This is a genomic window from Vibrio sp. R15-SG3-ISO1A (genome assembly GCF_059833955.1).
On the sequence record NZ_JCBDGH010000012.1, the window covers coordinates 63,319 to 76,308 of the forward strand.

The following is a 12,990-nucleotide window of genomic DNA, read 5'->3' on the forward strand; positions in this document are numbered from 1 at the left end:
AAAAAGCTTAGAAAAATAGATAACTCATGATGATCGCGTCTTCTTTCCCCTTGCTCGTTGGGTAATAGTTGACGCGACGGTCAATCTCATTGAAGCCGACTTCGTGGTAGAGAGTTAACGCCACCTGGTTACTTTCTCGTACTTCAAGCCAAGCGCTATCAGCGCCCGCGGCCTCACACATCGACAAGAAGCCTTCAATAAGCACTCGGCCAAAGCCCTGTCCTTGCTTGGCGGGATCGACGGCAATGTTGAGTAATGTCACCTCACCCACAATATTCTGCGCGTAAAAATAGCCCACAACCTCGCCACTCACCTCAAGCACATGATGGCACGCACCGCGGCTCTCAATGGCGTTAATCAAGTTGGCAGACCAAGGATGTGAATGCGCGGCACACTCAATGCGATACACCTCATCAAGGTGCGTTGGCGCTAATGGAACCAGTGCCATGTTATTCTCCTTTGAGAGCTGTTTGGATTTGCTGCCACAACGCGCGGCGCTCCACTTGATTCCCATCAATCGCAGCTAACTCTGGCGACACCAAGGTTTTCACGCCCTCAAATTGGTGAGCATCACAACCGGCATACCAAACCCATGTCAACGCTTCTCTATTAACCGCCATCACCTGATGAGGATAAACGTGGCGCACATTCTCAAGGGTCAATGACATCGCTTGCAACACCTTTTGCAAAAATAGGGCGTCGCTGCCTTGAGGCAGTACAGGTGATACCAACAACAAACGGCAGTCATCATCCAGTGTGATGGGACTAAGCTCTACGCCATGAAGACGGGAGGGATGCTCTAGTTGGTAGGTATCAATGCCCATCTCATGGAGATAGCCAGTGTTTAACAAAGACATATCGGTTGGTTATCCTTTATTCATGACAAACGGATTCATGAGAAAACGGGGTTGATGAGAATCGGTTAATCAAAACGGACTAATGCGCAGAAAGGCATCATTTGGGCTTCCCGACCAAATGAAGCTAGCCACTTGGTCGGGAAAATCCTCACACGCGAGAGCGATTAAAAGCTCGCTTTCACCGCATCGGCAATTTTGAGGGCGCTCGCTTGAACCAGTTTAGCATCTTCGCCTTCCACCATAACGCGAATCAGAGGTTCAGTGCCCGACTTACGCAATAACACGCGGCCTTTATCACCAAGCTCGGCTTCAACTTGTGCCACACTCTCTTGCACAGCTTTCGCTTCTAGCGGGTTGGAGTCGCCCGAGAAACGCACGTTTTCCAACACTTGCGGGTACAGTGTCATACCTTGCGACAACTCGTTCAAAGTGAGTTTACTGCCCACCACTGATGCCAACACTTGCAGCGCTGCGACAATCGCATCACCAGTGGTCACCTTATCAAGCAAGATAACGTGGCCAGAGTTTTCCGCACCAATACGCCAGCCTTTTTCGATCAACTGCTCCATCACGTAGCGGTCACCGACAGCCGCACGAACGAAAGGAATCCCTAACGCCTTGAGGCCATTTTCCATGCCCAAATTGGTCATCAAAGTGCCAACCACGCCGCCTTTTAATTCACCACGACGCAACGCATCTCGCGCAATGATGTAAGCAATTTGGTCACCATCAATTTTGTTGCCCAGATGATCCACCATGATGATGCGATCGCCATCACCATCAAAGGCGAGACCCAGCGCGGCTTGCTCTTCGACGACACGTTTTTGCAGCGCACGTACATCGGTCGCACCGACTTCATGGTTGATGTTGGTGCCATTCGGCTCCACACCCATCGCGATCACTTCAGCACCGAGTTCGCTAAAGACCGCTGGCGCAATATGGTAAGTCGCGCCGTTAGCACAATCGACGACAATTTTGAGCCCAGCTAAGCTCAATGACGACGGGAAGGTACTTTTACAAAACTCAATGTAGCGCCCTGCTGCGTCATTCAAGCGGCTCGCTTTACCCAGCATGGCTGATTCCACGCACTCGATCTCTTTATCGAGCTCCGCTTCAATCGCGAGCTCCACCTCATCGGGCAATTTGGTGCCTTCTGATGAGAAGAATTTAATCCCGTTATCGTAATATGGGTTGTGCGATGCAGAGATAACAATCCCTGCCTCAGCACGGAAAGTTTGTGTCAGATAAGCCACCGCTGGCGTAGGCATTGGACCGGTAAAGGTCGCTTTCAAACCTGCGGCAGCAAGGCCAGCTTCAAGCGCTGACTCTAGCATGTAACCAGAAATACGCGTGTCTTTACCAATGATGACCTTTTTCGTTCCTTGCTTTGCCAGTACTTGGCCAGCCGCCCAACCGAGTTTCAATACAAAATCAGGGGTGATGGGGTATTGGCCAACCTTGCCGCGTACCCCATCGGTTCCAAAATAACGTCTTTTATCAGACATGGTGAGTCCTTATCTTTTTATTTTATCGCCGCAGAAGGTGAATGGTTCGCTTTGACCATCTCAACCACCTTCATGGCATCAAGCGTTTGTTCGTAGTCGTGCACACGAATAATTTGCGCCCCTTTCATCGCTGCGATTGTCGCGCAGCTGACACTCGCCGCCATGCATTCAGCCGGCGCTTTGTCGAGCAGTTTAAATAACATCGATTTACGTGACATGCCCGCCAAGAGAGGCAAACCAAAACGGTGGAACTGCTCAAGATGCGCGAGCATATGATAGTTGTGTTCAAGGGTTTTGCCAAAGCCAAATCCAGGATCGAGGATCAACTGCGCTTTATCAATCCCTGCCGCCTGACAAACTTGCATGCGCTCTTGCAAAAACTCGCCCACCTCCACTAAGAGATCATCATAGGTCGGGTTTGCTTGCATGGTACGCGGCTGGCCTTTCATGTGCATCAAACAGATCGGCAGCCCAGATTGAGCCGCCACCTCTAGCGCCCCTGGCTCTTGCAGCGCTCGGACATCATTGATGATATCCGCTCCCGCCGCTATCGCTTGCGCCATGACTTGCGCTTTGCTGGTATCAATAGAGATCCACACATCAGAGCGGGCGCGAATCGCTTGGATGATAGGCACCACGCGCGAAAGTTCTTCGTCCAAACTCACGTCCGGCGCCCCGGGACGCGTCGATTCACCACCGATATCGATGATAGTCACACCGGCGTCTATCATACGCTGCGCTTGCTCTAAGGCGCGCTCTAAGGAGTTAAACTGGCCGCCATCAGAAAACGAATCGGGCGTAACATTAAGGATCCCCATCACCTGAGGCGTGGAGAGATCGAGGGTTTTATTGTTTGCTTTTAGAATCATCATAAACAGAAAAACCCCGAGTTGCCTCGGGGTTTGGTCATTAACAGAAATTATTCTGAGTCTTTTTTCTCAGTGCCTTCTTCAGCAGGTTGCGCTTTTTCAGCTGATTCGCTGCTGCTGTTTTCCACCGTTTCATCGGCTTCGACAGGCTCGGCTGCACTCTTGTTTGAGGCGTTATCTCCCCATCCTGCAGGCTCACGAATGTCGCTCTTACGCTCCATCAGGTCATCAATTTGACCCGCGTCGATGGTTTCGTATTTCATCAACGCATCTTTCATCGCATGCATGATGTCCATGTTGTCTTCCAAGATTTTCTTCGCACGGTCATAGTTGCGGTCAATAATCTTGCGCACTTCATCGTCAATCAGCTTGGCGGTATCATCAGACACATGCTTGGTTTGCGTTACGCTGCGTCCTAGGAACACTTCACCTTCATCTTCAGCGTACAACAATGGCCCTAGCTTCTCCGAGAAGCCCCATTGCGTCACCATCTTACGCGCAATGTCAGTCGCACGTTCAATGTCATTCGATGCGCCTGTCGAGACTTTATCAGGGCCATAAATCAGCTCTTCCGCCAATCGGCCGCCATACAAGCTCGAAATCATCGACTCAAGGTGCTGACGAGACATACTGACTCGGTCTTGCTCTGGCAGATACATGGTCACACCAAGCGCACGTCCACGTGGAATAATCGACACTTTGTATACTGGATCATGCTCAGGGACAAGACGGCCAACGATAGCGTGGCCCGCCTCGTGATAAGCGGTAGACGCTTTGGTCTCTTCAGACATCACCATAGAGCGGCGTTCTGCCCCCATCATGATTTTGTCTTTTGCCAGCTCGAACTCCACCATAGAGACATTGCGCTTGTTACCGCGCGCCGCAAATAATGCTGCTTCGTTGACGAGGTTAGCAAGATCAGCCCCCGAGAAGCCCGGTGTACCACGCGCAATCAATGAAGGTTCTACATCACCCGCCAACGGTACTTTACGCATGTGAACTTTCAAAATTTGCTCACGGCCACGTACATCTGGCAAGCCCACGACAACTTGACGGTCAAAACGACCTGGTCGTAACAAGGCTGGGTCCAGTACATCTGGTCGGTTTGTCGCAGCGATAACAATAATGCCTTCGTTGCCTTCAAAACCATCCATTTCAACCAGCATTTGGTTCAGGGTTTGCTCACGTTCATCGTGGCCACCACCCACACCTGCGCCACGTTGACGACCTACCGCATCAATCTCATCGATAAAGATGATACAAGGTGCTGCTTTCTTCGCTTGCTCGAACATGTCACGAACACGCGAGGCACCGACACCGACGAACATTTCGACAAAGTCAGAACCAGAAATAGTAAAGAACGGTACTTTGGCTTCACCGGCAATCGCTTTCGCCAGCAAGGTTTTACCCGTACCCGGTGGACCGACCATCAACACACCCGTTGGGATCTTACCGCCCAGCTTTTGGAAGCGACTCGGGTCGCGCAGGTAATCCACCAGCTCTTTGACGTCTTCTTTCGCTTCATCACAGCCAGCCACATCGCCAAAGGTGGTTTTAATTTGCTCTTCGCTCATCATACGAGCTTTGCTCTTACCGAAGGACATCGCGCCTTTACCGCCGCCGCCCTGCATTTGACGCATGAAGAAAATCCATACACCAATCAGTAAGATCATTGGGAACCATGAGATGAAGATAGTACCGAGCAAACTTTGCTCTTCCGGCGGCGTACCTTGCACCTTCACGTTTTGATTGATCAAGTCATCGAGGAGTTTTTGATCGTAGACGGGCATGTAAGTCACATAACGAGAGCCACCGCCACGACGCACGAACGTGATTTCGCCGTCTTTAAATGTTGCTTCCTGAATCTGGCCTTGGCCAACTTCCTGTACGAACGTGGTGTAATCTACTGCTCGTCCGTTGCTCTCTCCCGGCCCAAAGCTTTGGAATACCGACATCAAGACTACGGCGATCACTAGCCACAGAATTAAATTTTTTGCCATGTCACTCAAGGTGTCAGCCTCTCGATAACTAATTGTAATTAAAGGTAGGGTACTACAGTTTGAAAACTGTAGCTACAGTGTTAACCGCTGCGAAAAAGAGCAAATAGTTAACCTTTGTAACTAGCGGCCAGCTTGATTAGCCTTTGTAGCCAGTAGCCACGATGAAGACTTCACGTGAGCGTGCTCGCGATGAGTCTGGTTTTCTTACTTTTACGGTTTTAAACAAATCTCGGACTTCTTTCACGTATTGATCGAAGCCTTCGCCCTGAAAAACCTTGACGACAAAGCTACCATTGGGTGCTAGAACTTGTCGACACATATCTAACGCGAGCTCAACCAAGTACATCGCTCTTGGCTGGTCCACTGAGTTATTACCAGCGATGTTCGGCGCCATATCGGACATCACCACATCGACCATAGACGGTTGGATTCGCTCTAGCAGGGCTTCGAGCACGGCATCGTCCCTAAAATCCCCTTGCAGAAAGCTCACCCCAGCGATCGGATCCATCGGCAACAAATCACACGCGATGATTTGCCCGCTGTCCCCCACTATTTTAGCAGCATATTGAGACCAACCACCGGGCGCAGCGCCCAAATCCACCACAGTCATGCCTGGTTTTAGTAGCTTATCTTTGCTTTGGATCTCTTCCATCTTAAAATAAGCGCGAGAGCGATAGCCTTTTTTTCTCGCTTCGTTGGCATATTTATCGTCGAAGTGTTCTTTCAACCATCGACCAGAACTGGCCGAATGCTTTTGTTTACTCATTCTAATCCTAATAAGACGTAAATAGGAGCTATTGCTGTAATAGGGAAACCCTATTGCGGCTCACTCTGGAGCAAGGAAACTCATCTTTCGATCATTCCCGCCCGCTTGATAATTAACCATCGCTCAATAAATGATAGTCTTCCACCATAGATGGCGTTAAAATAGGGCTTTTCAACCCTAATATTAAAGAAAATTGGCCGCGTAATGAACCTAAGCACCAAACAAAAGCAGCATCTTAAGGGCCTAGCACACAGCTTGAAACCAGTTGTGCTCCTCGGCGCGAACGGACTCACGGAAGCTGTTCTAGCGGAAATCGACATTGCTCTCAACTACCACGAACTGATCAAGGTAAAAATCGCCTCTGAAGATCGTGACACCAAAAACCTGATTGTCGACGCCATCGTGCGTGAAACAGAAGCAGAGAAAGTCCAAGTGATTGGTAAAACGCTTGTTCTGTTCCGTCAATCTGAAGATCGTAAAATCGAACTTCCACGCAAGTAATCTCGTCCGAGACGATGGGCACTCCATCACGGCGGACAAGTCACTTGCCACACCAAGATTCACGCTCCCTCTTACTTATATAGATAAAGCTTAGGTAGATAAAACTTAGGTAGACGCACTTAAGTAGGCACACTGTTTGGGTACACCCGCTGTACTCATTGCAATGTAGAGTATTGAATCCAACAAAAAAGGTCGCGCTGCGACCTTTTTTGTTGCTTGAAACCTTTTCTGAACACACCGATGAGCGGTTGACTCAAGTCGTTGCTCAGCGAGCATCCTGCTGACTTATATTCTCTCAACTAACTTAGATACTCTCAACTAAAGGTACTCAACACGATCAATTTCGAAATCGCGCTCACCACCTGGGGTTGCAATCACGACTTCATCGCCTTCCATCTTACCAATCAAGCCACGAGCAATCGGAGAGCTGACAGAAATGCGACCCGCTTTGATATCAGCCTCATCGTCACCGACGATTTGGTAGGTTTTTTCTTCTTCAGTGTCGCAATCGATCAGTGTGACCGTTGAGCCGAAAATCACTTTGCCTGTGTTTTCCATCTTGGTGACATCGATCACTTGAGCGATCGACAGCTTGTATTCGATATCACGGATCTGCGCTTCACAAATACCTTGCTCTTCGCGAGCCGCGTGGTACTCAGCGTTTTCTTTCAGGTCGCCAAGCTCACGAGCTTCAGCAATCGCTTCAGAAATTTGTGGGCGAAGTTTCAAGAGTCGGTCGAGTTCTTCACGTAGCTGCTTTTCGCCACGCAGTGTCATTGGGACTTTTTCCATTATTACCTCATTCCAAAGCATTCTTTGGACAAAACAAAACTACCTAATCACGAGGACTAGGTAGGGATTCAATCAATCGGTTTGTTCTAGTGTAAACAAACTTGGCAACGAAATCATCTTAATTCATCGTACATGAGAGATCACACTCTTAATGCACACATATGCAACCAAACCAACACCAGAACCAGATTTTCGCAGCGGTCAAAAATCCGACAATCAAGATAAAAAATGATAAATTTTTCGTTTTTTTCGATGCCTAATCAAAAAGGTAAAAATCAAAATAAATCAATGGTTTGATATTTTTTTACCCTCAATAAAACAGTGTTCAAAAACGGTTTTTATATCGTTTTACTACCGCTCAGGGGAACTTTGACGGTACAACATGAGCACGAATTGCTCTGGCGACTCAAATCAGTATTTCATATTTATCCGCCTTTTCTTAAGTATGAACATTGAGTCTTCAGGGAATGCGTACGAGGATAAACACGCAAGTGACATCACTTGCATATAAAATTTATGGACAGTAAATTAGGACTAAATAAGATGAACAAGACTCTAATCGCTCTAGCAGTATCTGCGGCAGCAGTGGCAACTGGCGCAACCGCAGCAGACGGCATCCAAGCTGGTGGTATCGAAGGTACTTCTGTATACAGCTCAAACGGTAACTCACTAGAAATCGGTGGCCGTGCTGAAGCTCGCCTATCTCTAAAAGACGGTAAAGCCGAAGACAAAACACGCGTACGTCTAAACTTCCTAGGTAAAACTCAAATCACTGATGGTCTTTACGGTGTGGGTTTCTACGAAGGTGAATTCACTACAGCAGAAATGGGTGAAGGTACTGACAAAAACAGCGACAGCATCACAAACCGTTACGCATACGCGGGTATCGGCGGTGAGTTCGGCGAAATCACTTACGGTAAAAACGACGGCGCGCTAGGCGTAATCACAGACTTCACAGATATCATGTCTTACCACGGTAACTCCGCAGCAGACAAAATCAACGTTGCTGACCGTGCTGACAACATGGTGTCTTACAAAGGCCAATTTGACGCTCTTGGTCTGAAAGCAAGCTACCGTTTCGCGGATCGTGAAAACGTAGAAGTGGGTGACACCGTAGTATCTTACGATGAAAACGACGCGGATGGTTACTCACTTTCAGCTATTTACGCTATCGGCGAAACTGGTCTAAGCGTTGGTGCAGGTTATGCTGATCAAGACGAGCAAAACGAGTACATGCTTGCTGCATCATACAAAGTGAATGATTTCTACTTTGCAGGTCTATTCACAGACGGTGAAAAAGCGAAAACTGACGGCGACTACACAGGCTACGAATTAGCAGCCGCTTACAAACTAGAGAAAACTGCGTTCACTCTAACGTACAACAATGCAGAAACAAACGATGAAACATCTGCAGACAACGTTGCAATCGATGCGACTTACTACTTCAAGCCAAACTTCCGCACGTACATCTCATACAACTTCAACCTAATCAGTGAAGGTGATGCTTACGGTAAAGTTGGTGGTAACTCTACAGCAACTAAAGCACAAGCTGAAGACGAGCTAGCTCTAGGTCTACGTTACGACTTCTAATTTGCTGACCCTTTGTCAACAATCTAAGACGCCTGCTTGCTAGCAGGCGTTTTTTTTTCTCGTTATACTGACACTCGTTTCTTAATCGGTGCTTTGGTATGACTTCTCTTCTTCGCTCCCTTGTCTCTCTGTCGCTTTGCCTATTCGTGGCCCCTAGCACACACGCCAACATTGAATCGAGTCCAGAGTCCACTGCGCAGCCTTATCCCCCACTCTCTCATCTGCCCGCAGGCAGTCGCAGTGCGCTAAGAATAGAAAACTTAGTGGAGAGGGACACCGCGCTCGTCACCGACAACCAAGACCAATATTTTCCCCCAGCCAGCACGTTGAAACTTCTCACGGCGCTCGCGGCCAAGCTAGAGCTTGACGACAACTTCCGCTTTGAGACTCATCTTGCGACAGCCGGTCAAGATTGGGTGATTCAGTTTAGTGGTGACCCGACTCTAATGAGCCAAGATCTCAACAATCTGCTCGCTCTCGCCAAACGCGATGGTCGTGCTGAGATTAAAGGGGATCTTTGGCTAGATAACCGAGCGTTTACCGGCTATGACCGCGCTGTTGGCTGGCCTTGGGATAGCTTAGGTGTGTGCTACAGCGCGCCTGCCAGTACCATTTCACTGGATGAAAACTGTGTCTACGCGTCGATTTATACCCAAGACGATGGCAAAACACGTGTCTATGTGCCTGAGCAGTACCCCATTTACGTCACATCAAGCGCGAAATCGGTCAGTCAAACCGAGCAACAAGCCACACAGTGTGATTTGGAGCTGCTTTCTTCGCCCGACAACCACTACCAGCTTCAAGGATGCTTAACCCAGCGTGAAAAGCCGCTGCCGCTCAAATTCGCGGTTCAAGACCCAGAGCTTTACACTCAACGTATGGTAAGCCAGCAACTGCGCGCACTCGGCATTACGCTGAAAGGACAGGTTCGTATTGGCCAACCGCCAGCGGCAGACACTCAGCGTATCGCCACTCACCGCTCTGCACCGCTATCCGATTTGATTGCCACCATGTTGACCAAATCCGACAACTTGATTGCAGATAACCTGACCAAAACATTGGGCGCAAAGTTCTATATTCAGCCGGGCAGTTTCAGTAATGGTACCAAGGCGATTAAGCAGATTATCTTCGCCCATACCGGCATTGATTTATCCGATGTCCCCATGACCGATGGCTCAGGATTGTCACGCAACAATCGCATCACGACAGCCATGATGGCGAAGGTGCTTCGCTACATCTGGCAACACGATGAAGACTTAAATCTGATCGCTGCCATGCCAAAATCAGGTGAAAATGGCACGCTGCAATATCGACGCAGTATGCGTCAATCGCCCATCAAGGGCGCATTGGTGGCGAAAAGTGGCTCGATTTACGGCAGCATGAATATGGCTGGCTTTGGGCTTGATGAGCATGGTACACCGACCACGCTATTTATTCAGTTTGTGGCCGATTACCACCCGGGAGAGGAGAGCCGCAACGCCCCAAGAGGCCCCGCGGCTATTACCCAGTTTGAAGCGTTGTTTTATCAAGACGTGGTCAATTTCAGTCAGGCAATCCCTAAGAACGCGTTAACCACAGTGAAATAGATCCACATCCCCGAAATATCAACAATCGACGCCAACACCGGGCTGACAAGTACCGCAGGATCCAACTTGAAAGCCCGTGCGACAATGGGGAGTACACCGCCTAACGTCGTTGATAGGGTGACTTGGATAAACAAAGCCACCGCAATGGCGAGCGCAATTAGGTCAATGTCAAACCCGCCGGCTGAGGCGCTGTCGCTGAACAACAAAATGCGGCCAACCATCACCAGAGCAATCGCCAACGCGAGGCACAGTGCCACGCGACTCTCTTTCCACAGCACTAGCAGCCATTGCCGCTTACGCAGCTCTCCCGTCGCTAACGCTCGAATCACCAAGGTCGCCGCTTGGGTGCCGGTATTGCCCCCTGCTGCCGCGATGACAGGCATATACACCGCCAATAGCACCAGTTGGCTTAAAGTGTCTTCATATTGGGCGATGATCAACCCAGAGACGATCCCGAGTAGGGCCAACGCGATGATCCAACCGATACGTTGCTTCACGTGCTCCAGCACCGACGTACTCAGATAGCTATCCCCGGTTTCTACTTCCGAGTGGATAAGACCCAGTTGGTGCGCATAGTGACGCGCCAGTTTGTCATGCCCTTGAAGCTCGAGTTTTGAAATCAAGGTCTGAACGTAACCGATGGTGCAGTGGTGTAAAATGGCCACCGCCTCTTCAATCGGCATTACCGTCAACAGATGAAGCTGATGACTTTGCTCGTATTGCAAAAACGCGCTGCGAGCGGCACCAATCTCTTCACGAGAAAAGTGTGATTGTGTGTCTACAAAAGGTTTGCTCATTACCGTCATGGCGAATCTCCCGATTGGCAAAAAGGTAACGACCATCACGCATGAGAAATGCGTAACTAGTATGAATAAGCGAAAATGCTGTGAGGAGAAAAACGCGAGAAAGGAAACTGGACTCTACCACCGAGGTAGAGCAAATGGAGGCCATACCGACAGCGGATTATTTTTCCCCTTTGATACTAGGGGGATGGTCGGTAGTGTTCATAAAAATCTCCAAAAGAACCACCAAATTGGCAGCGGCGAGAGTGTAGCAAAACAAGCAGAAAAAATCAGTCAAAATCGTGTTAAAAAGCCCGATAGATTTGCCCTATACCTGGCACCAACCCATCATTACAGGCAATAAAAAAGCGCCGAATATCGACGCTTTTTCCACTCGTTTTACCCTCTGTCACTAGTCGCTAGGAACTAGGAACCAAAACCCATCACTCAATCGTGATACGTGCGAACTTACGCTTACCCACTTGGAATACGTAAGTGCCCGCTTCAGGTGCGAATTTCGCGTCCGCGACCTTCTCACCCTCTATTTTCGCCGCACCCTGTTTCACCATGCGCATCGCGTCTGAAGTAGAGGCGCACAAACCGGCGTCTTTAAGCAGGTTGGCAACAGGCGTACCAGCGTCAAAGGTAAACTCAGGCATCTCATCTGGGATCTGATTTTTAGCAAAGCGGTTAACAAACTCTTGCTCAGCGGCATCCGCATCAGCTTCACTATGGAAGCGGGCGATGATCTCTTTCGCCAACAAGACTTTGACATCACGTGGGTTTTTGCCCGCAGCAACGTCGGCTTTAAATTGCGCGATCTCCTCAAGAGGACGGAACGACAACAACTCGTAGTAGCTCCACATCAGATCATCAGAGATAGACATGATCTTACCAAACATCTCACTCGGCGCTTCGCTGACACCAATGTAGTTGTGCGCCGACTTAGACATCTTCTTCTCACCATCTAAGCCCACCAGCAGTGGCATGGTCAGCACAACTTGCGGTTTTTGTCCGTGCGCTTTTTGCAGCTCACGTCCCATCAGCAGGTTAAACTTCTGGTCCGTACCACCTAGCTCAACATCGGTCTCCATCGCCACCGAGTCATAACCTTGCAGTAGTGGGTACATGAACTCGTGAATCGCAATTGGCTGGCCGCCTGTGTAACGCTTTTTAAAATCATCACGCTCAAGCATACGCGCCACAGTTTGCTGCGCGGCAAGACGGATCATACCTTCAGCGCCCAGCTCAGATAACCACTCAGAGTTGAACTGAATCTTGGTCTTGGCAGGATCGAGGATCTTAAATACTTGCTCTTTGTAGGTTTCTGCGTTGCGCAGTACGTCTTCACGAGTCAGTGGTGGACGTGTGGTGTTCTTCCCGGTTGGGTCACCCACCATGCCGGTAAAATCACCAATCAAAAAGGTCACATCATGGCCTAGCTCTTGGAACGCACGCAGCTTGTTTAGGATAACCGTATGGCCTAAGTGAATGTCGGGAGCCGTGGGATCAGCGCCCAACTTAATGCGTAGTGGACGCCCTTCTTTTAACTTAGCAATCAGTTCTTCTTCTGGAATTAGCTCTTCAACACCGCGCTTAATCTCCGCTAGTGCAGCTTCAATGCTCGCCATTCTTGTTCACTCCCACAGATTTGGCAAAAATTTGATAATTTCCCATCTTACTTGAATAGCGATGCTTTTTGAAACCAGTTAGACTAAACAGCTAGGCTTTTTCTCGAATTT

General features: G+C 49.2%; 12 protein-coding genes. 3 read left to right on the top strand and 9 right to left on the bottom strand.

Features of this window, described 5'->3' with window-relative positions; all coding sequences use genetic code 11:
* Window positions 1-7: 7 nt before the first annotated feature.
* From rimI to rlmE, 6 genes are all read right to left on the bottom strand, one after another.
* Window positions 8-448 (bottom strand): ribosomal protein S18-alanine N-acetyltransferase, encoded by a 441-nt coding sequence (rimI, locus tag AC6R0L_RS01340; protein WP_500628006.1) that lies wholly within the window; start codon window positions 446-448, stop codon window positions 8-10.
* Between the two features lies 1 nt (window position 449).
* Window positions 450-857 carry a DNA polymerase III subunit psi gene (locus AC6R0L_RS01345; protein WP_500628007.1) on the bottom strand — a complete coding sequence of 136 codons (408 nt, stop codon included), beginning with the start codon at window positions 855-857 and terminating at the stop codon, window positions 450-452.
* A 164-nt stretch (window positions 858-1,021) separates the two neighbouring features.
* Entirely contained in the window at window positions 1,022-2,362 is a 1,341-nt protein-coding gene (gene glmM / locus AC6R0L_RS01350) for a phosphoglucosamine mutase (RefSeq protein ID WP_500628008.1), read from the bottom strand.
* Window positions 2,363-2,379: 17 nt separating this feature from the next.
* Entirely contained in the window at window positions 2,380-3,231 is an 852-nt protein-coding gene (gene folP / locus AC6R0L_RS01355) for a dihydropteroate synthase (protein WP_500628021.1), read from the bottom strand.
* 50 nt (window positions 3,232-3,281) lie between these two features.
* On the bottom strand, window positions 3,282-5,231 hold the full coding sequence (ftsH, locus tag AC6R0L_RS01360) for an ATP-dependent zinc metalloprotease FtsH (protein ID WP_487901838.1): 1,950 nt from the start codon (window positions 5,229-5,231) through the stop codon (window positions 3,282-3,284).
* Between the two features lie 136 nt (window positions 5,232-5,367).
* Window positions 5,368-5,997 (bottom strand): 23S rRNA (uridine(2552)-2'-O)-methyltransferase RlmE, encoded by a 630-nt coding sequence (rlmE, locus tag AC6R0L_RS01365; RefSeq protein WP_334554004.1) that lies wholly within the window; start codon window positions 5,995-5,997, stop codon window positions 5,368-5,370.
* Window positions 5,998-6,201: 204 nt separating this feature from the next.
* On the opposite strand from rlmE, the gene yhbY reads away from it, so the two are divergent.
* Window positions 6,202-6,498, top strand: coding sequence for a ribosome assembly RNA-binding protein YhbY (gene yhbY, locus AC6R0L_RS01370; RefSeq protein WP_334554002.1), 297 nt, complete (start codon window positions 6,202-6,204; stop codon window positions 6,496-6,498).
* A 318-nt stretch (window positions 6,499-6,816) separates the two neighbouring features.
* Here the strand turns inward: yhbY and greA are convergent, their stop codons facing one another.
* Entirely contained in the window at window positions 6,817-7,290 is a 474-nt protein-coding gene (gene greA, locus AC6R0L_RS01375; protein WP_500626631.1) for a transcription elongation factor GreA, read from the bottom strand.
* Between the two features lie 543 nt (window positions 7,291-7,833).
* On the opposite strand from greA, the gene AC6R0L_RS01380 reads away from it, so the two are divergent.
* Together AC6R0L_RS01380 and dacB are read left to right on the top strand one after the other, a co-directional pair.
* Window positions 7,834-8,880, top strand: a complete 1,047-nt coding sequence (locus AC6R0L_RS01380) for a porin (protein WP_500628009.1) — start codon at window positions 7,834-7,836, stop codon at window positions 8,878-8,880.
* 98 nt (window positions 8,881-8,978) lie between these two features.
* Window positions 8,979-10,466 (top strand): serine-type D-Ala-D-Ala carboxypeptidase, encoded by a 1,488-nt coding sequence (dacB, locus tag AC6R0L_RS01385; RefSeq protein WP_500628010.1) that lies wholly within the window; start codon window positions 8,979-8,981, stop codon window positions 10,464-10,466.
* On the opposite strand, the gene AC6R0L_RS01390 is transcribed toward dacB, so the two are convergent.
* Together AC6R0L_RS01390 and tyrS are read right to left on the bottom strand one after the other, a co-directional pair.
* Entirely contained in the window at window positions 10,427-11,272 is an 846-nt protein-coding gene (locus AC6R0L_RS01390; protein ID WP_334568401.1) for a magnesium transporter, read from the bottom strand. The two genes, dacB and AC6R0L_RS01390, sit on opposite strands and share 40 nt — an antisense overlap.
* Window positions 11,273-11,691: 419 nt before the next feature.
* Complete coding sequence (gene tyrS / locus AC6R0L_RS01395) at window positions 11,692-12,879, bottom strand: tyrosine--tRNA ligase (protein ID WP_334553992.1); 1,188 nt, start codon at window positions 12,877-12,879, stop codon at window positions 11,692-11,694.
* Window positions 12,880-12,990 lie beyond the last annotated feature (111 nt).